Consider the following 19,682-nt stretch of genomic DNA (forward strand, 5'->3'; position numbering starts at 1 on the left):
CGCAGTGTAACCCGCTGACTGCGGTGGCGCTACGGCGCCTTGGTAGACTCATTCGCCTGGATAAAGGAACCAATGGCCTGTGCCAGATCATCGAACCAGGGGTTGTAGGTCAGCCGGCTGGTAAACACTGGCCGCTCCGTGTCGTGCCAGGCGCTGAACCAGAGATCCTTCTTCGACAGCTGCCGACAATCCTCAAGGGAAATGTTGTTCGGTTCCAGGCACCGTTGCAAAGGCGCGCCCAGACCATAGAGTTCGTTGTCCGGCGCAATTAGCAGGGACTGGTGAGAAAACTCGAGGATATTGCTGTCAGGCAGATAGCTGTTCAGAAAACGGATCCGATCGTCGGCCTGTGTATCCGGCCAGGGTTCACGGGTATCCCGAAAAATCATCATGGCGTTTCCGGAATTGGTAAACCTCTCTCGAAACTGAGTGACGAGATAGTTGAGATTGATCACCGAATCCGCTTCCGTCGCCGCCAGGAACAGCGGTATATCAATGCTTTCCTGCTGGTTTATCCGGCTCTGGGCTGCCGAGATGACATCGCCGATCTGACTGCCGGCGTTGAAAGAAAAAGACTCGTATTTGACCGGATTGAGCTCAGGCTCTTTCTCCACGAAATCGCCAAACACATCGGCAATCGGGGCAAGCCAGAGGTAATCCCGCAAACCGTTGAGTTGCCACGCAGGTGCAACCGCAACAAGCCCCGCCGGCCGCGGACCGGCTTCCCCCAACGCATATCCAGTCGCCAGTGCGCCACCCAGTGAAAAGCCGCCGATAAACGCCCGGTCGACATCCCTTGAAAGGGCTACAAAGTGATTTCGAACCTGAGTGCGCCAGACCTTCGCGCTGGCCGTCACCATATCGCCTGGCCGTGTGCCGTGCCCCTGCAGCAACAGGGTCCGGACCTCTATGCACCGATCTGCCAGGTACCGGGCCAGATCCCGGAACACGAAGGGCGAATCGCTCAAGCCGTGAACCAGCAATATCCCGGTACTGTCTCCGGACTCGCAACCTGCCGCCGGTGCCAGCCTGTAAGGCAGGTTCCAAAGCACCTGCTGGCCCCGATCAAAGCCCTCCACCGGAACCAGGTTCGTCTCGACATAGGCTTTGACAGATTCCACATAACGGTCGAAATCCGTAACCGGTTCGGCCCCCAACGTCGATGGCCCTGGCGAGTAGAGTTGAGTGCTGGTGGCGCAGGCGGCGGTTGAGGCCAATGCCAGTAAAACGAGTAGATTCCTGAGGTTAGTCATAGCCGATTGTATTGAGTGATCGTTCAAATCCCGATACTGTGAGTTCAGTATACGACTCGAAACCCCCTTCCGGATGAGGAGCCCCACCGATGAGCATGACCCTTGCTTTCGATGTCTACGGAACACTCGTTGACCCCATGGGCATGTCCCGCCTGCTGGCGGAAGATGCGGGCGATAGCGCAGAAGCCGTGGCCGCGCTTTGGCGGGAGAAGCAGCTGGAGTTCTCGTTCCGAAAGGGCCTCATGAAAGTCTACGAAGATTTCGGTGTCTGCACCCGCCAAGCCCTGCGCTACGCCATGGCCACCCACAAACTGACCCTGTCCGAAGAACGCGAAAACGCCCTGATGGCGGCCTACCTTTCTCTTCCCGCCTTCGACGATGCCTTGCCGGCACTGAAAACCCTGAAAGGGCAGTATCCGCTGTTCGCGTTTTCCAATGGAAGTTATCCCGCGCTGGAGAAGGTATTAGGGCATAACGATCTGTTGGACCAGTTTGAAGGCCTGGTGTCGGTAGACGACATCAAAAGCTTCAAGCCCGATCCGGCTGTCTACACCCATGCCCGTCGGGCTACGGGCTGTTGGGAGAAACCCTTGTGTCTGGTTTCAAGTAATGCCTGGGATGTCATCGGTGCCCGGGCTGCCGGATTATTCGCCATCTGGGTACAGAGGGATCGGGATAAGGTTTTTGAAGACTGGGGCATACAGCCTTCAGCAGTCATCAATGGTCTTTCAGAACTAGAAGCAACCTTGAAGAACCTCTGAAGCTAGCGGAGGCAGGTGTCGGGAGGGCTTTCCAAAACTGTCTGTCGCCATGGATGGCGACAGTCAAGCGTCACATGGACGTGCCGCAAGGAGCGTGTTTTGGAAAGCCCTCCCGACACCTGCCGGCAATCTCCAATCTCAAAGCATCAGTCCGACCGAACAGCTAGCCACTCCGCCAACTCCAGCCAACTCTGACGCGGAGCCTTGCTCCCGGCAAGAATGCCCATATGGCCCCCCGGCACAACCCGAAACGTCTTGTCCGTAGAGCTCACATGGTCCATCACCCGCTTGGCCGCACCCGGCGTCACGAGCGTATCGTCGCCGCCGGCAATGGCCAGTAAGTTGGCACTCACATTGTCCAGCCTGGCAATATCCTCGCCGATCTGGATCTCGCCCTTCGAAAGTTGGTTATCGATCCATACCCGCACTACCGTGTCCTGAACAATACCGCCAGGATAGGCCACCATGCGGTCCAGGAACGCTGACGTCGTCGCGTGATTAGTCACAAACTCCCGGTCACCCAGCCGGATAATCAACTCCCAATAGCTCATCACGCTGGCAACAGGATTGGTCAGCTTGAACCCGAGGGTGTTGGCCCAGCCGGGAGTATGAAACCAGTGGGGCTTTACATCGTGTAGGCGGAATCCCGTCTGCTCCCGAATGAACCCGGCCACATCTGCCATGCGCTGATTCACAAACCCCAGGATCCCCGACGCGTGACTGTCGATCGGCGAGCCCAGCACGATGGCATTGCGAACGTGCTGATCGTTGCTCAGAGCAGAATAGAACAGCGTGAACATGCCACCCATGCTCCAGCCATGCAGCGACAGCTCCTGCTCTCCGCTGTGTTCCCGCACCCGGTTCAAGTAGGCCGGCAACAATTCGGCCACATAGGTATGCAGATTGTAGTGGCTGTGTTCCCGGGTTGGCGTGCCCCAGTCGATCAGATAGACCTCGAACCCCTTGGCACGCAGAAACCGCACCAGACTGCGCTGGGGAAACAGATCGTAAATCAGCATGTTTACCGCCAGTGGCGGCACGATCACGATCGGCGTCTTGTGGGCCTGGCGTTCTACGGCAATCGTCTCGCCGTCGAGCTCGATGAAATCCTCGGCCAGGGGCGGGTAGTAACGCAGGCTGACCAGACCGTCGGAATACAGAGTCTCAAACGGCGTCTGCCCGGCCTGGACCAGGCTGGCTGCCCGGAATACCCGGTCGAAGGCGTTGCCGGCATAAAGGGCCGTTTGCCGGGTAACGCCTGCCGCCCGGTCAGCGGCTGATTTGAAGAGATTGGGCATGGGAATGTCCATGGAGAATTTGATGCATACTTTACTGATTACCGAATTCTGATGTCCCGTCTTGCAGGCCAGAAATCGAGATTATCCATGGTGAAGCGCAAATCACCATGGCAGAAGCGTCCAGACTGAGGGGCAAACCGGTCACTTCAGGCCACTGCCCAATCCTGACTCTGGTTGATATGATTGCACCTCAGTGCCAACAATAACCAGATATCCAGGACCGCCATGCTCCGTTTCCTCCCCGCCCCGATTATCGGCGTACTCAATTCCATCCTGCTGGGAATCAACACCCTGTTCTGGTGCGTCCTGCTTTACATTCCAGCCATCCTGAAACTCATCATCCCAATCACTGGCTTCCGGGTTCTATGCACCAAGTTTATTATCTGGATTGCCGAAGCCTGGGTGGCCTGCAACACCGGCTGGATGAAGCTCACCCATGGTACGAAATGGGATGTGAAGGGCGCCGATAACCTCAAACGTGAAAGCTGGTACCTGGTGCTGGCCAATCATCAGAGCTGGGTGGATATTTTTGCCATGCAGCGGGTTTTCAATCATAGGGCGCCGTTCCTTAAGTTCTTTCTCAAGCAGCAGCTTATCTGGGTGCCTGTGATCGGCCTGGCCTGGTGGGGGCTCGATTTCCCCTTCATGAAACGTTACACCCGTGAATACCTGATCAAGCACCCGGAGAAGCGGGGCGAGGATCTTCGTTCAACCCGCAGGGCCTGTGAGAAGTTCCGCTATACCCCGGTGAGCGTGATGAACTTCGTGGAGGGCACCCGCTTCACTCAGGCCAAGCACGACAAGCAAAAGTCGCCCTACAAGCATCTACTGACCCCCAAGGCTGGCGGTGCGGCCTTCGTACTCGACGCCATGGGCGACTCCATACAGACCCTTGTGGACGTGACCATCGCCTACCCGGATGGCGCACCGACTTTCTGGGAGTTTATCTGTGGCCGGGTGAAGGAAGTAAAACTGGAAATCCACACCGTTGATATCCCGGATCACTTGAAAGGCCGGGATTACTCAACGGATGCGGAGCACCGCCGAAACGTGAAGAACTGGCTCGGAGAAATCTGGAGCCAGAAGGATGAGAAGCTGGATCGGATGCTGTCTTCCTGAGTCAGGAAGACAGCCTTGCCAATGTCTGCAGCGCCAGCTCACGGCCGATTTCATCGAGCGTAACGGTCTGCTCGACTTTCTGGAATCCACGATCCGTGGCTTTCCACTGGTTGCTTCCGGCTTTCTCGGGCGGAACGCCATTGGAGCTCAGCATTACACGAATGCTGCCGTCGCGAATGTCCAGAACCTGCACCTCGAATCGGTCGCTGCCAAGCTTTCGAAACACCAGTAACATTTCCGCGTGTTCCCCGAGTGCGCGCATTTCCAGCCGCCGCTGATCCGGAGAGAGGCGAGAGAACTCCCCGGTCTCCAGCGCGTTATCGGTAATGCGCATGATGGCCGCCCGATCCACCACCGTGACGCCGGCCTCAACCATCTGGCTGACAAGCCCACTCTGGAGCTCAAACGCCGGTCCGGCTGGCCCTGTCTGGCGATTTGAACGGTATTCACCCTGGGCTGCTGCCTGGCCCTGTGCCCGGAGATTGACGTTGCCGTCGGGCACTTCTCCGTTAAGGGAGCCCCGTGTTGATACCACACCCCGTATATTGCTACTCCAGTCGCTGACCTGATCGTCGAAGGCGCGATTCCAGAACACGGCCATGCGCGGTGGCTGGTCGCCGAAAGCGCCTTTGAAGCGCGAGAGAATCACGTCCGCGCTTTCTGTGCGCTGGGGTGCCAAACGATCTTCGTTCAGGTCTTCATCGGTCAACGGCTTCTGGGCCGGCGCCATCATCGGCGCTGCCTCATGAGTCTGGCCGGCGGCCAGGGCAAAGCCTGGCGCCAGCAAAGGCACGCAGAGTGCCAGGGCAAATCGCTTCATCAGTTGAGCTCCCGGACTTCCACGCGATACTGCAGAGGTTGCGTGGTGGTAGACAGTTCACGATAGGTGGCGATGCTGTTGGCCGGGATGGTCGAGCGCTGCCAGGTTGGTTTCACATCAGTGGGTACGCCGTCCTGATCGAAGAACTGGGTGCGGGCTTCGATCCGGTAATCGTAATCTGTGTGGTTGCGTAGAACGACGTACACCTCAGTGGTTCCGGTGGCCGTCGGCCGTTGGCCGTGCTGGACCAGTGACAGGCGATAGCGTTCACCGTCCTCCAGTTGGCCAAAACCGCGGCTGTAGGTGCGCTTCAGGTTGTAGTCGGTGAATGCCACCGAGTTCATGGTGATGGGCGCGGTGCGCTCAATCAGGTCCGTGCTGCTGGCGGATTGAGTGGCACAGCCAGACAGCAGACCCAGACAGACCGCAGCCGTGGCCATGGATTTAATCAGTGTTTTCATTGGGTTCCTCCGGAATCCGGACGGCGGGACGTGGCAAAGGCCAGGCCGGCCCCGCGACCATCAAATTTGAACTCGGTATTGTCGGCAAGGCCTGGCACAGGCTGACCGTTTTTATCCAGGAAGCGGACAGTGACCGGATCGCCCTCGGCGGCCGTCACGGGCAACAGGTGTATGGTGTCGGGCAGGCCCTCCCAGTACCGGATGTCTGCCCGGGTATTGGCGGACGCTGACATACCCTCGGCGGCAACGCTGATCAGGCTGATGGCAGCGTATCCGGCACCGACCGCGCCGCCTGCCGCGCTACTGAAGCCGGCCAGCATGCTGTCCTGGCTGATACTGCTGAGCGTGGAGCCGACCGCGCGGGTGTTTTCCTTGAACTGGATCTGGCCCTCGACAATCCGATCAATAGCTCGGCCCCCGCGAGTGGAGGCCTGGAAGAAAATATCTTCCATGGGGTACAGCGGGGACCATTCCTCACCGTTGCGGACTTCGGCAGCTACATCCTGGAAGTTCTTGCCACGGCGATAGACCAGCTGATAGTGCCCGACACCGTCACCCAGCTTTCTGGGAGACTTGCCGGTTTCCACGATCAAAAGCGCGTTGTCGTCGGCTTCCGGAATCGGTGCATCCGGCCGATAAAGCTTCAGCTCCTCGAAATGCTCCCGTGCGAGCTGGTCGCTGCCCATCTGCATGGCGGACCAGCCGGCCAGGTACAGCAGCAGCGCGAAGTCGGTGCTGTTCTGCTCCTCCTCGGCAAACGCGTCTTGCAGCAATCCAGCCAGGAAGCTGGCGCGTGCGTTGCCGTAGTCGCCTTCTTCCAGGTAAATCAGGCCCAGATACAGGTAGACCATGGCGCGCTCATAGGGCTCGCCCTTGAAGTCCTTTTCGGCTTCTTCGTACCAGATACTTCGGGCCTTGCGGGCGGCATCGGTATCGGCGTAGACGTTCTCGATCTCCAGACGCGCCTGGGTCAGCGTGTTTTTAGCCTCCTCGCGATAGCCTGCGCGGTATGCCTTGACCCCGATCTCCATCAGGTTGAGGACCTTGTTGCGCCGGCCTTCCTCGAACAGGTTCTGGAAGTCTGCCTGTAGGATCTCCGGTTTGCTGCCAACCAGCGACTGTTCAGCCGGGGCCAACGTTGCCCGGTCATAGACTTTCGGGCCGCTGGCACAGCCCGCCAGTGTGCCGGCGATGGCTGTGGCCAATACCGGCTTCAACCAGGTTTTATCGGTAAACCACATTGTCACGGGCCGCCTTTCTCATCTCATAGAGTCCGCTCCAGACAATGGTGCCCAGCTCAAGATCGACCATTTCGAAGGTCACCTGGCTGTACCGTGACTGGGTTCCGGAGTTGCGATCGATGGCATCCAGTGACGAGATGCGGCCTCCGAGGCGGAAGTCCGCGCCCGCCTGTGCAGCGGTCTGGCGAATGGTACCGCCATCTACCGCGCCATCCCGCTTGAGGTCCCGTTCTTTCTGGACCATGTCGGAGAAGTGACGACCAACGAAGACCATGCGTCCGTTCGCAGCGCGGTTCAGCTCTATGCGCAGGCGATCGGTCAGCATGTTGGTGTTGATCACCGAGGTGCTTTCGTTCTTGATGTATTCGTTATCGATAATGATCCTGGGTGGTGTTGAACGGCCGGTGAGCATGGGGTTGGCCAGCATGTCGCGCATCATCTGGTCGGTCATCGCGACCACGTCCTGGCTCTCGATCCCAACGCCGCCTACGCTACCTGTGGTGGATACGTCCTCATAGACACTGGGCTTGCCCTGCACGTTTTCGATCTTGCTGGCACAGCCGGAAAGGACCAGGGAAGTCAGGACCAGAGCGCAGGCCGGTTTAAAGGTGTTTTTGGTGAACATGTATATCTCCAAGTCTGTCAGTAGGCACGTGCGAGGGCTTCGGCCAATTCCGGGTAGATCTGTCGGGTGGCGTCCATGGCATCGGCAAAGTTACCGGTGTGACCATATTTTGCGGTCAGGTAGCGGGCCATCGACTGAACATCATCAAAGCTACGGTCTGAGGAGGCGCGAATGGCTTCCCAGCCACCTGAGGCGCTGATTGCCGTTTCACGGCCAACAGATTTGCCGATTTCGGCTCCCACGGCACCACCGAGGAAACTGCCAACGAAAGGTATCTGTTCCAGGGCTTTCTCGCCGGCATAGGCGCCGGCCGCTGCGCCGATTCCGGTGCCGACCGTTGCGCCGATATTGGCGTTGATGGCGGAGTTCACCCACTCGGCAAGTACGTCATCGCTGGTATACGGGCTCATGTATTTGCCCAGGTTGTCATTGCGAACCAGTTGTTCGAGCAATTCGGCTTCGGTGGGAATTCGTATATTTCCGCTGGCATCCCGGAGTTTACCGGTTTTTGCTGCGGCCAACAGCTGGGCAGACGGTGCTTCATTGGTCATGCGATCAACAAGCCCTGCGGGCAGACCGGCCTCTTTCAGCAGCTCCCGATGCGACCGGGTCATGCCGGTGTAATAACCGGACTGAATGTCGCCACTCTGTTCCGGATAGGCGTTAAGCATGCGGACCAGTAATTGATCGGTGTCGACCCCTTCGGCGAGTTGTGTCTGCAGATCAATGCCGCGCAAATCCTTTGGTCCAATCAACCAGGCCTGGTAGCGGGCCGGTAGCAGATCGACGTAGCCCGGAACCTGGCTGTTGGCGGCATGATAGGCAAGCGTGTCGGTTTCGGGGGCCAGGTCAATCAGCCTGAGCACCGCTGACGGGCGGTAGACAGAATTTGCACCGCCAGCCTTCAGATAAGCCGCAATTTCGGCGGCAGTCTGTGGATTCGCCTGTTCGAAATCCGTGCGCTGCTGATCAATCACTGCCAGGACACTGTCCTTGTGATGGTCGGTGATGAAGTCCCGTGCCACAGCCTGTTCGGCGGCTTCATCGTTCAGTGATCCCATAAACATCATGGGCGTCGGGAAATACAGGGACAGGTAGGAGTCAATGGAATAGGTCACGCGGCTTTCAAGCAAGGTTTCACCCTGCCAGCTCAGCGCGTATATATCCTCGTACTGAACTTCATCGTAGAAGGGAATCAGCGACAGGGTGAGCATGTAGCCAAGGAAACTGGCGCCGTTGAAGCCTGTCGATCCCTTTGTTTCGGTGGTGCGGGAGACGACTACTTGGGGCGCATCGGGAGATTCTGGAACCAGCCAGTCAGGGCGCTCCTCTCCAATAATGGTGAAAGGGACGGTGCCGGTCGTGTAGGAGCCTGTGCTATTGGCGCTTACGCTGCCCCGGTCGAATTGATAGACCTGACATCCCGCCAGTAAAAAGACCATCACGAGGCTGACAAGAGCCTTCCCGACTGCGGAGGCCGCTACGGCTTTTTTCCGAAAGTTTTGAAAACAACTGAACTTCATTTTGATACCCAAATTCCACTGGTTGAAATGAGTCCGGGACAGCGACACTCCGGAATTCGGGTAAAGGTATAAACAATTTTTAATGAATGCGCCTCGCCCCAAGCGCACCAAGGTGAGGCATACCTGGCAATGGAATAGAAGTGTTAGGAATGTGTATTTTCTAACTAAATGAAATATAGGCAGTAATTTCTTATTTCTGAAAAGTATAGAAAAATGAAAAACAATGCAAAAATTTGTTAACAAGCCAGAAACAGGCGTTATGAGGCGTTTATCGTTTACTGATCATCCTCTTCAACGTCATCCGGATGTTCCCGCTTGTAACGCTCCCACTCTTCCCAATCATGGGGCGTTCCCGCATGGGGCCTGCGCAGGTGTTTGGCGTGCTCCATGGCGTTGTGGCGGAGGCTGTGGTCCCGTTCTTCCTCTTCCTTGTCGAAACCGTATTTCCTGAGAAATTCGTCTGGGCTGATGGGCATGGCGCACCTCCATCAAAGGAACATGTCCTAGTTTTTTACGATGCGCCTGCCTGTGTGGTTTTTCAACCGTTGTTGGAGCTGCTCCCGGTCGGGATCTCCTGGGCTTCTACCAGCTTGAAGTTGATCTGCCTGCGTTCCTCATCGACCCCGGCAAAGCTGACCGTGACCGGTTGTTCCAGCTGGAAGATGCGACCGTTCTTGTTGTGAATCAGGCGCAGTGTGACGGGGTCAAAGCTGTATTTGCCATCCAGATCCTTGCAGCTGACAAAGCCTTCCAGTCCGTTGGCATCCAGCCGCACGAAGAAACCGGCAGGCACGGTGCGGCTGATGACGCCGCTCATGGGTTCTTCGCCGAGGGTTTTGGCAAAGTCGCTCTTGAGCCAGGCTTCCAGACTGTTCGCCGCCTGGCGGGCGCGGATCTGGGCCGCCTGAAGCGCCTCCAGCTGATCCTCGGTCAGGGCTTTCATGGGGATGTCCCAGAGCGCCGCCTTGATCAGCCGGTGCACGTAGAAGTCCGAGAACTTGCGCAATGGCGAGGTAAAGGTGGTGTAGGCGTCCAGGCCCATGCCCTGGTGAGGCGCGGGCTTGAAACTCAGCTCGGCCCGGGCCAGTTGGCGGGACAATATGGCCTTGACCGGTACCTCGGCTTCAAGGGCGTCGGTTTCCTTCATCAGCTTCCTGAAACCTTCGGCCTGGTGAGCGTCAACCCCCGACAGATGCGGCGCATGGCTGTCGATCAGGGCCCGGATGTTTTCGGCGCGATCATCCCGCAGCCCGGGATGCTGGATAAACAGCCCGGCGGTCTGGTTGGTCAGGAAGTCGGCGGCGCATCGGTTGGCGGCGACCATACACTCTTCCACCAGACGATGAGCTTCATTCTGAATGGACGGTTCGATCAGCCGGATGCGTTTGTTTTCATCCAGCCGGAGGCGGAATTCCGGGCGGTCGCCGCTGAGTAGGGCATGCTCACTGCGCCATTTTCTCAGGGCTGTCGCTGCCTGGTGCAACTGGTCCAGGCTGTTGGCTACAGCGTCCGGCAGTGCCTTGATCTCATCGTCTTCCCGACCTTCGATCAGATTCGAGACCAGCTCGTAGCTGAGTTTGCCCTTGGACTGGATAACCGCCTGGTGAAAGCTGTAGTCGCCCAGGCTGCCATCGTTGTTGACCTGGAGATCGCATACCAGGGCAAGGCGCTTCACCTCTGGCATCAACGAGCAAAAGCGGGTGCTTATGCTGTCTGGCAGCATGGGCAGGGGCTCGCCCGGGAAGTATATGGCGGTAGCCCGATTGAACGCTTCCTGCTCTGCGGGACTGTCGGTTTCGATCACGGCGGTCGGATCGGCAATGGCAATCGACAGGGTCCAGCCCGTGGCGTTGGGTTCGGCCAGCAGGGCATCGTCCATGTCCTGGGTACCCGGGCTGTCGATGGTAACGTAGGGGCGATCCGTGCGGTCTTCCCGCCCGGTTTCCCGGGATTCGATGTCGCTGTCACCGAGGCTGTCGGCCTGAGCGCGCACGGCGTCTGGCCAGGTGTCTGCCAGGTCAAAGGTAGCCAGGGTGAAAGAGCGCTCAATACCGGGTTCTCCGGCCTTGCCGATTACCCGTAATACCTTGGCCTGGCCTTTGCCGTCTCTGATTGGATGCCTGTGAATCTGGCAATAGATGTAATCGTCTTGCTGGGCGTTCATTCGCTCCTTGGGGGGAATGAAGATCCATCGGTTGATGCCGGGGGTCTCGGGCACCACGAAGTGCCCTTTGCCCTTGATCAGGTAACGACCAACGAAGGTGTTCAGGCGGGTTTCCAGGAGTTCGTCTACCACGCCCTGGGTTTTGCCTTTCTCAACTTCCTGCTCGGTGACATTCACCCGGTCCCCGGGCAGCACCTTCTGCATCTCCTCGGGTGGCAGGAAAACATCCCGACCCTCATCGAGCGCAACGAATCCGAAACGGCCATTGGTGGCTTTGACGGTACCGGGAAAAACCACCTTGTTGTCCTTGATATCCGATTTCAGCTGGCGCAACTGGCTGAGGGCGTCGGCATTGAGCATGAAGTAACCTGGCTGGTAAAAAATGAATGATGGGGCGGAGTATAACGGTTATGGCTCTATGCGTCAGATAGCAGAATACGCAAATCAGATTTCTGTCCAGAATCTCTGGAGGTTGGCCAGTGATTTGGTGAGCAGATCGAATTCGGAGGTCTTGCCTTCACGTTCAAACAGTTGTCGCCGGGCTGTGTCGAGGTCAAAAAGCACCTCCCGCTGGGCCGGTTCCCGGATGGTGCTCTGGGCCCAACCAATAGCGACACGGCGTTGGCCCCGCGTGACCGGATCGACCCTGTGCAGGGTTGAGGACGGATAGACCACCGCCGCGCCGGCCGGTAATTTGTAGGATTGCTCACCGGCCGTGGTTTCGGTCACCAGTTCACCCCCATCGTAGCTTTCAGGATCGTCCAGGAACAGCGTGAAGGAAACATCGGTCCGCAACCTCTCGGCCCCGCGGCCCATTACGGGATCGTCCACGTGATTACCGTAAGTCATGCCATCGCGATAACGACTGAACATGATCGGTGTCAGCTTCGCAGGCCTCACTGCCATCTGGAACAGGGGGTGCTCAGTCAGGGCCTTTTCAACTTCAGCACGAAGGCTTTCCGCCTGGCTTCCGGAAACCTTCAGTTGTTCGTTGTTTTTGACCAGCTTTGCATGCCATCCGGCCGTACTCCGCCCGTCCCGGAAGTGACCGCCGTCAAGAGCGCTGCGGATACGCTGGAGCTGTTCAGTGCTCAGGATCTTGTCGATACAGATAATCATGATTTTCTCAACTCTTAATACGAATTATTTGCAATCAATGTTTGCTGTGGCGCATCATGCACCACTACGGACAGACCATCAATCTTACCGTTGTTGATTACGCGCAGCAGTCGGTTTCTAAAAGGAGAAAGGACAGAATGAAGAATGAAAAGCTGAAACTCTGGACCGGTATCGGTATGGCTACCCTGATGGCCAGCTCTGGAGTGATTGCCAGTGAGCACAAAGACAAGCATCACGACGGCATGATGTCCTCCGGCTCAGCCGAAGGCGGCGAGGGCGGCGAATACCACGGAGGTGAAGGCGGTGAACACCACGGTGGAGAAGGCGGTGAAAATCATGGCGGTGAAGGTGGCGAAGCCGGAGCTGCATTCAGTTACTTTGCCGCCGGTGGCGAAGGTGGCGAAGGTGGCGAAGGTGGCGAAGGTGGAGAAGGCGGAGAAGGCGGAGAAGGCGGAGAAGGCGGATCTGCCGCTGTGTCCGCCGTCGACTCCGACGGTGCCTATGTGGCCATGTTGCAGATGATGCAGGGACATCTGATGGCGGCGCGTGAATTGATCAAAGCTGGCCAGGTTGCTGACGGCCGTCCTCACCTGACCCATCCCTGGGTTGAGCTCCACGGCATGGTTGCGCCGGGTCTTGAAAGCCGGAATCAAAAAGCCCTGAGCGGACAGTTGGAGGCACTGGCGAATCAGGCAGGTGACGTAGACAGCTGGAGTGACATCAACAAGGAATTCCAGGCCGCCTGGGTAGGTCTTGAGAAAGCGGTTAAAGCTGCCGGTAGCAAGAATGCGCAGAGCGCGGGAACCGTTTCAAAAGTGGTGCTCTCTCTCACCAAGCAGGCAGTTTTGGAATATGACGAGGCACTGGAAGATGGGCGCTTCGTTGCGGTCCACGAATATCAGGACGGGCGAGGCTTCGTGGGCGCAGCGCGCGACTACCTGGACAGCCATCAGGCCACACTGAAAAAGCAGAACAAGGAAGCCTGGCGTGATGCAGTGAAGGCGCTGGAGGAACTTCAGAAAGCCTGGCCGGCAGCCGTGCCGCCTGAGCAGCCTGCCGTACCCGTAGCAAATGTCTACGCTGCCCAGGCGCGCCTGGAACTGGCCCTGGCGCCATTCCTCTACTGATTCCTGATGTTTTTTGCCGGGGTCTTTGATTTTGGGCCCCGGCTTTTCCTGTCAGTCTTCGGAAAGGGCTGTCTGATCATCCAGCGTGTCGATGCAGACCTGGTTACGGCCACCGGCTTTTGCGCGGTAGAGCGCGCGGTCGGCATGCCTGAGGATGGTGTCGCTGTTGTCGCCGGGACGGGCAAAAAAGCCCCCGACGCTGACTGTCACTGGTGTACCGGTTTTGCGACTCTCCTGTTCCACCAGTTCGCGAATGCGCCTGGCAATCTGGTCCAGAGTGGTCTGATCACAGGGTGACAGAAAAACCACGAACTCATCGCCACCCCAGCGTCCCGGGTGATCGTAGGGGCGAACCCCGGCTTTCAGCCAGAGCGCGACCCTGCACAGGATCTGATCCCCTGCCTGGTGGCCGAGGTTGTCGTTGATGCTTTTGAAATGGTCAATGTCCAGCCAGATCACACCAAAGCCGGCCTCCTGGCGACGGGCGCGCTGGATTTCCTCTTCCAATACCTCATCCAGACCGCGACGGTTTTTCAGGCCGGTCAGGGGGTCAATCCGGGCCAGCCGGTTCAGCTCGTCCGTTCTCTGCGCGACTTTTTCTTCCAGCTCGCGGGTGGAGTGGCCGAGGGTCTGGGTCATTTTCTCGAAGTGGTCGGCCAGCCAGCCAATCTCGTTATCCGGTTTCTCCAGCCGTGGCAGGTCGAAGCTGCCTTCCCGGACCTTTTCCACGGCGTGCTCCAGACTCATGATGGGCTTGAGAATCCGGGACTGGATAATCTGGTGGAACAGCACCAATGTGACCAACAGGGTAGTCAGGAACACGGCTACCAGCGGCCAAAGGTAGCTGGTTGGTAACAGCGTATTGAGGTCAAGGAGCGTGATCTCGAACCAGCCAATTGCCGGCAGGAAGGCAACGCCGGCCAGGTGCTTGCGGCCGTCCACGGTCACAAAGCCGCTCTCCACCTGACCGGCCTGATCGCCCCGCTTCTTAAGCAGCTGGAGCATCCCGAGTATCTGCTGTTTGTCCTGGGGATCATCGAACAGCAGGTCGACTGTGTTCTTCTGGCCTTCGGGCTTGATGATGCTGGCGAAATCGATGTAGTTGCGGTCGCGGTATAGCTGGATGGCGCCGTTATAATCCACGAACAGAGTGGTGATGCCCTCCTGTCCGATGTCGACAATATCCTGCAGGAAAGCGTCCAGGCTCAAGCCGGTACCGACCATGCCGACTATTCCGCCGGACTCATCACGCATCAACACATCGATCCAGAGTTTGGTGACACCCAGTTCGGTATCCGGGTTGACGTTGAGGTGGAAGTCGCGCCCTTCGTCGATAAGCTGGAAAAACCAGGCGTCATCCGGCTTGTCTTTATCCAGCACATATCGGAACTGGTCACCAGCGTATTCGTTTTCCTCGTTGTTGTAGTAATAGTGGCCGTTCTCGACCAGGGCAACGAAGTAATTGTTGTCCCGGAAATTGGAACGAAAGCTTTCCATCTGGCGGATGGCTTCAGCTTCGAGCGCGGCGTCATCGGGATTGGTGGCCCAGTTGATCAGGGCGGAGGAACTGGCCATTTGTTTGGCGAGCCCGATCTCCCGTTCCAGGGACTGCAGCAGGCGGGCGCTGTCGTAGCGCACTTGAATTTCCGCGACCTGTTGGCCCCAGCGTTCGATGATGCTCTCGGACAACTCCCGATAGGCCAGCCACGAAGCCACAGAAGCCACGATGATGAGACTGGCGGCCAGACCAAGGATGCGGGTTTTAAGACTCAACGAGTATCCCTCTCGGATTTTTCCGGGTTTCTGGGCGCCAATGATAGAACACTGGGTAACCATAGTGTAGAAAAAACAGACAGGAGCAGGCTGGAACCGGGAGGAATAAGCGACCGCAAGGGCCGATAAATACCGGCCCTTGCCGCGTGATTCGCGTTAATTGTGCTGGGAGAAGATCCGGGTTTGTCCGGCCTCGTTGAACAGGATGACCTTGTAATGATCTTTCCGGTCGCCCATCTCCATGCCGGGTGACCCGATTGGCATGCCCGGCACGCTCAGGCCTGTGGCCTTTGGCGCTTCACTGATCAGGCGTTTGATGTCATCGGCAGGTACGTGGCCTTCAATGACGTAATCGCCGACAAACGCGGTATGGCAACTGCCAAGACCGGCAATCAGGCCCGCATCGGCTTTGATCCGGCCCATGTCGTTGGTATCGGTGGCGGAAACATCAAAGCCATTTTCCTCGAGATGGTCGATCCAGTCTCCACAACAGCCACAGGTGGGCGATTTGTAGACGTGGATGCTCTGGGCGGCGCCCGCGGCCAGCGATGTGGTGCTGAAACCCAGAGCTGCCATCAGGCCAAGAGCCAGGGTATGTCTTTTCATGGCAAGTACCTCAGTGGTGATGTTGATGGTCATTAGAACCTGTGTCGTCAGAACCGGAAAGCCAGAACCACCAGACGATGGCTGCCATCAGGGCAAGACCTCCAGCGTTGACCAGTAGTGTTTCCATCAGTTCCGCTCCTGTTGCTGTTTCGGATCACTGTTGCTGTCGTTCCGTTCCGGACGGTGGCTGGTTCGGAACAACCTCAGGCGGTTGGCATTCGAGACCACGGTGACCGAAGACAGGGACATGGCAGCGCCGGCCAGAATCGGGCTCATCAGTATGCCCCAGACAGGGTAGAGCAGGCCGGCAGCCACCGGAATACCCATTGTGTTGTATACGAACGCGCCAAACAGGTTCTGGTGAATATTTTTCACCGTGGCCCGGGAGATCTCGATGGCATCGGGCACGCCATGGAGTGAACCCCGCATCAGAGTAATGCCGGCGCTTTCAATGGCCACGTCGGTGCCGGTGCCGATGGCAAAGCCCACATCCGCGGCAGCCAGGGCCGGGGCGTCATTGATGCCATCGCCGACCATGGCCACGGTAAAGCCTTTGCCCCGCATTTCGCTGACTACCTCGGCTTTGTCTTCGGGCAGTACTTCCGCGCGATAATCATCGATCCCGGCCTTTTTCGCGATGGCCCTAGCCGTACCGTCGACATCGCCGGTGACCATCATCACCCGGATGCCCGCGTCATGGAGGCGCCGGATGGCGGCTTTTGAATCCGGCTTGATGGCGTCGGCGACACCGATTACCCCAAGCGCCTTGCCGCCCAATGCCAGGAACAGGGGGGTACCGGCCTCTTCGGTAATCGCGCGGGCGGCATCAGCCAGATCGCCCAGGTCAATGCCTTCCTGTTCCAGCCACTTCCGGTTGCCGAGCCGCACGGGTTCGCCGTCGAGTTCACCTTGCACGCCCTTGCCATTCAGGGCTTCAAAACCAGTGACCTTCTCCAGCTGAACGTCTTCCTCCCTGGCCTTCGCCAGAATGGCCTCTGCCAGAGGATGTTCGGAATGTTGTTCCAACCCCGCCGCGATTGCCAGCAGGCGCTGTTCATCGCTATCGCTGACGTGAACCCGGGTCACCGCCGGATGGCCCTCGGTAATGGTGCCGGTTTTATCCAGTATGACCAGATCCAGCTTGCCCGCGGTTTGCAGGGCATCGCCCTGGCGGATCAGCGCGCCGTATTCCGCCGCCTTGCCAACGCCAACCATAACCGACATGGGCGTAGCCAGGCCCAGGGCGCAGGGGCAGGCAATGATCAGCACCGTGGTGGCCGCCACCATCATATGCACCACCGCGGGTTCCGGCCCAACGTTGTACCAGACCAGCGCCGCCACCAGGGCAATCAGCATCACCGTGGGCACAAACACCGAGGAGATCTTGTCTGCAAGCCGCCCAATAGCAGGCTTTGAGCCCTGTGCTTTCTTCACCAGCCGGATGATCTGGGCCAGCGCGGTCTCGCTGCCCACCCGGGTGGCCTCGTAGACAATCGAACCGTGGGTATTCAGAGTACCCGCAGACACCTCTTCGCCTTCCGATTTGCTGACTGGCATCGGCTCCCCGGTGAGCATGCTCTCATCGATGCGAGTGGAACCTTCGGCAATCACACCATCCACCGGAAGTTTTTCTCCGGGCCGGACCCGGATATGATCCCCTTTCTGGACTTCCTCGACCGGAATGTCCCGTTCCTCGCCGTTGCGAATCACCCTTGCGGTCTTGGCCCGCAGATCCAGAAGCCGGCGCACCGCCTCCGAGGTTTTACCTTTGGCACGGAGCTCCAGTGCCTGACCCAGGTTGATCAGACCGATGATCATCGCAGAGGCTTCAAAGTAGACATGGCGGGCCATTTCCGGCAACGCGCCGGGAATGCTGGCCACAACAATCGAATACAGCCAGGCAGTGCCGGTCCCCAGGGCGATCAGGGTATCCATGTTGGCGTTGTGGTGCCTGAATGCCTTCCAGGCGCCGGTATAAAAATGTCCACCGGTTGCGGCCATCACGATCAGTGTCAGCACACCCAGCCCGAGCCAGGTGCCCTGGTTGGCGTCGGTGACCATCATGGTACCGAAACCCATGCCCCAGACCATCAACCCAAGCCCCAGACCCAGACTTACCGCCATCTTCACCAGCAGAGTCCGGTACTGCTTCCGGTCTTCCTCTTGCTTGCGATCGTCGGCCTCGTCCTCGTCCTCAATCACGCTGGCACCGTAACCGGCACTCTCAACCGCCTTCACCAGCGCCTCCGGATCGGCATCTCCGGTGGCTGTGGCGGTGTTGTCTGCCAGGTTCATATGGGCATGGCGGATACCCGAGACCGACATCAGGGCCTTCTCAATCGTGTTGACGCAGGAGGCACAGGTGGCACCGGTTACCGACAGATGGACCTGTCCGCTGTCCCCTGTTGTCGCTTCAGGGCTCGACGGAACCGATTCTTCGGCTGTTGCCCGGTTTTCGGAATCGTCACCGGTATGGTTCTCGCTCTTGTTCCCGGAAGCACAGCAACTGGCCGGCTCCGCGTCTTCCTCGACAGGCTCAGCGGGATAGCCGGTCTCGGTAACAATACGCGCTGCCTCAGCAGCATCCACGCCCTCCGGCAAGGCCACCGTCTGTTGTTCCAGATCGACTTCAACCAGCTCGGTATCGCCGGTCAACGGCTCGAGCGCATTGCGAATCTTCTTGGCGCAGCCCTGGCAGGAAGCCCCGGAAATGCTCAGCGTGGTTTGCAAAACAGGTGTGTCAGTCATCCAGAATCACTCCTCGTTCTGTTCGCTTGCCCCGCAACAGGGCGCCGGATCATCCCAGTGTTCGATCAACCGGCAAATGGTATGGCCATCGGGCGTGCCATCCGGCATGTCCTGCCAGGCAGCCAGCGCCGCGGTCATCCGCTTGCGCAACTGCTGCAGCTCCCGAATCTCCCGCTCAACTTCCGCCAGACGGTGCTGAAACACATCCCGAACCATCGGGCACGGTGAATGATGGTCGTCCGCCTGATCCAGAATCTGTCGAATCTCCGGCAACGAAAACCCCAGCTGGCGCGCCTTCCGGGCAAATCGAAGCCGCCGAAGGTCCTCGGTATCGTATTGCTGGTAGTTGTTGTCCGGGTTACGGGTTGGCTGAAGCAGTTTCTCCCGGGTGTAGAAACGCACCGTATCCGGATTTACCCCAGCGGCGTCTGCAATTTCTTTTACTTTCATTTGCCTCAACTCCCCATGAGGAGATTGTCAGGAATATATCGCTACCGTTGGCGGAGTATTGGTGCGGGGTGGGCTTCCGAAAATGCTCTGAGCCACGGATGGCTCAGCGCAAGCGTACACGGACGTACTTGCAGCGGTTTTCGGAAGCCCACCCCGCACCGATACGGCGACCTCCAAGTCACCATAAATAGACTAAAACCTGTGAGCAACTCACAGGTCAAAGGTTTTCTCGAGGAGGGAAAATCGAAGGAAGGCTATCAATCCCGGGAGCGAAGAAACGTCCCGCAGGTCTTGCACTGGTCCGGCGCCATCAGCTTCGCCTGCCAGCCAAGTTTATGGCCACAGGCCGGGCAGGCCAGCTTCAGCTGCAGAACAATGATGGGCGTGATCAGGGCCGCGATCAGAACACCCAGGGGGCCCCAGCTGTCACCGCTGGACAACCCCAGCTGGCTGCTGAAAACCAGAATGATGGTTAGTGCCACAAAGGCAAAAATAAAATAGTTCCGGTTCCAGCGTTCCCACTGGCGGATCTTTTCATCCTGTTCCGGAGTCAGGTATTGCGCAGCCATAGAATCACACCAAAAGAGTTTATCC

Annotated in this window: 18 protein-coding genes; 3 read left to right on the top strand and 15 right to left on the bottom strand. The window is 58.2% G+C overall.

Features of this window, described 5'->3' with window-relative positions:
* Positions 1-29: 29 nt before the first annotated feature.
* Positions 30-1,253 carry an alpha/beta fold hydrolase gene (locus QZ534_RS09105; RefSeq protein WP_296933851.1) on the bottom strand — a complete coding sequence of 408 codons (1,224 nt, stop codon included), beginning with the start codon at positions 1,251-1,253 and terminating at the stop codon, positions 30-32.
* Positions 1,254-1,342: 89 nt separating this feature from the next.
* On the opposite strand from QZ534_RS09105, the gene QZ534_RS09110 reads away from it, so the two are divergent.
* Positions 1,343-2,014: a haloacid dehalogenase type II gene (locus QZ534_RS09110; RefSeq protein ID WP_296933853.1), complete on the top strand. Its 672-nt coding sequence runs from the start codon at positions 1,343-1,345 to the stop codon at positions 2,012-2,014.
* A 146-nt stretch (positions 2,015-2,160) separates the two neighbouring features.
* On the opposite strand, the gene QZ534_RS09115 is transcribed toward QZ534_RS09110, so the two are convergent.
* Complete coding sequence (locus tag QZ534_RS09115) at positions 2,161-3,312, bottom strand: alpha/beta fold hydrolase (RefSeq protein ID WP_296933856.1); 1,152 nt, start codon at positions 3,310-3,312, stop codon at positions 2,161-2,163.
* 225 nt (positions 3,313-3,537) lie between these two features.
* On the opposite strand from QZ534_RS09115, the gene QZ534_RS09120 reads away from it, so the two are divergent.
* Positions 3,538-4,431, top strand: coding sequence for an acyltransferase (locus QZ534_RS09120; RefSeq protein WP_296933857.1), 894 nt, complete (start codon positions 3,538-3,540; stop codon positions 4,429-4,431).
* 1 nt (position 4,432) lies between these two features.
* On the opposite strand, the gene QZ534_RS09125 is transcribed toward QZ534_RS09120, so the two are convergent.
* The 8 genes from QZ534_RS09125 to QZ534_RS09160 all read right to left on the bottom strand — a co-directional run bounded on the left by QZ534_RS09125 (position 4,433) and on the right by QZ534_RS09160 (position 12,384).
* A complete protein-coding gene (locus QZ534_RS09125) occupies positions 4,433-5,251 on the bottom strand; it encodes a hypothetical protein (RefSeq protein ID WP_296933859.1) in 819 nt (272 codons plus the stop codon).
* Positions 5,251-5,712 carry a YcfL family protein gene (locus QZ534_RS09130; protein WP_296933860.1) on the bottom strand — a complete coding sequence of 154 codons (462 nt, stop codon included), beginning with the start codon at positions 5,710-5,712 and terminating at the stop codon, positions 5,251-5,253. The genes QZ534_RS09125 and QZ534_RS09130 overlap by 1 nt, the downstream gene beginning before the upstream one ends.
* A complete protein-coding gene (locus tag QZ534_RS09135; RefSeq protein ID WP_296933862.1) occupies positions 5,709-6,953 on the bottom strand; it encodes a hypothetical protein in 1,245 nt (414 codons plus the stop codon). The genes QZ534_RS09130 and QZ534_RS09135 overlap by 4 nt, the downstream gene beginning before the upstream one ends.
* On the bottom strand, positions 6,937-7,578 hold the full coding sequence (locus QZ534_RS09140; RefSeq protein WP_296933863.1) for a penicillin-binding protein activator LpoB: 642 nt from the start codon (positions 7,576-7,578) through the stop codon (positions 6,937-6,939). Before QZ534_RS09140 ends, QZ534_RS09135 begins: the two co-directional genes overlap by 17 nt.
* Positions 7,579-7,595: 17 nt before the next feature.
* Positions 7,596-9,020: a carboxyl-terminal protease-like protein gene (locus QZ534_RS09145; RefSeq protein ID WP_296934000.1), complete on the bottom strand. Its 1,425-nt coding sequence runs from the start codon at positions 9,018-9,020 to the stop codon at positions 7,596-7,598.
* A 356-nt stretch (positions 9,021-9,376) separates the two neighbouring features.
* Entirely contained in the window at positions 9,377-9,577 is a 201-nt protein-coding gene (locus tag QZ534_RS09150; protein ID WP_296933865.1) for a hypothetical protein, read from the bottom strand.
* Positions 9,578-9,639: 62 nt separating this feature from the next.
* Positions 9,640-11,625, bottom strand: a complete 1,986-nt coding sequence (locus QZ534_RS09155) for a ribonuclease R family protein (RefSeq protein ID WP_296933867.1) — start codon at positions 11,623-11,625, stop codon at positions 9,640-9,642.
* Positions 11,626-11,709: 84 nt separating this feature from the next.
* Positions 11,710-12,384, bottom strand: a complete 675-nt coding sequence (locus tag QZ534_RS09160; protein WP_296933869.1) for a Fe2+-dependent dioxygenase — start codon at positions 12,382-12,384, stop codon at positions 11,710-11,712.
* 137 nt (positions 12,385-12,521) lie between these two features.
* Here QZ534_RS09160 and QZ534_RS09165 point away from each other — a divergent pair, with 137 nt between their 5' ends.
* Positions 12,522-13,511 carry a hypothetical protein gene (locus tag QZ534_RS09165; protein WP_296933871.1) on the top strand — a complete coding sequence of 330 codons (990 nt, stop codon included), beginning with the start codon at positions 12,522-12,524 and terminating at the stop codon, positions 13,509-13,511.
* Positions 13,512-13,562: 51 nt separating this feature from the next.
* Here the strand turns inward: QZ534_RS09165 and QZ534_RS09170 are convergent, their stop codons facing one another.
* The 5 genes from QZ534_RS09170 to QZ534_RS09190 all read right to left on the bottom strand — a co-directional run bounded on the left by QZ534_RS09170 (position 13,563) and on the right by QZ534_RS09190 (position 19,657).
* The gene (locus QZ534_RS09170; RefSeq protein ID WP_296933872.1) at positions 13,563-15,284 is read right to left on the bottom strand and encodes a GGDEF domain-containing protein; all 1,722 of its coding nucleotides are present in this window, start codon (positions 15,282-15,284) and stop codon (positions 13,563-13,565) included.
* Positions 15,285-15,440: 156 nt separating this feature from the next.
* Complete coding sequence (locus tag QZ534_RS09175; protein ID WP_296933874.1) at positions 15,441-15,890, bottom strand: DUF411 domain-containing protein; 450 nt, start codon at positions 15,888-15,890, stop codon at positions 15,441-15,443.
* Between the two features lie 126 nt (positions 15,891-16,016).
* Positions 16,017-18,638: a heavy metal translocating P-type ATPase gene (locus tag QZ534_RS09180; protein WP_296933876.1), complete on the bottom strand. Its 2,622-nt coding sequence runs from the start codon at positions 18,636-18,638 to the stop codon at positions 16,017-16,019.
* Positions 18,639-18,644: 6 nt separating this feature from the next.
* On the bottom strand, positions 18,645-19,088 hold the full coding sequence (locus tag QZ534_RS09185) for a MerR family DNA-binding protein (protein ID WP_296933879.1): 444 nt from the start codon (positions 19,086-19,088) through the stop codon (positions 18,645-18,647).
* Between the two features lie 257 nt (positions 19,089-19,345).
* On the bottom strand, positions 19,346-19,657 hold the full coding sequence (locus QZ534_RS09190; RefSeq protein WP_296933880.1) for a hypothetical protein: 312 nt from the start codon (positions 19,655-19,657) through the stop codon (positions 19,346-19,348).
* Between the last annotated feature and the right edge of the window lie 25 nt (positions 19,658-19,682).

Origin of the sequence: uncultured Marinobacter sp. (assembly GCF_913055835.1) — a bacterium.
Classification (GTDB): Bacteria; Pseudomonadota; Gammaproteobacteria; order Pseudomonadales; family Oleiphilaceae; genus Marinobacter.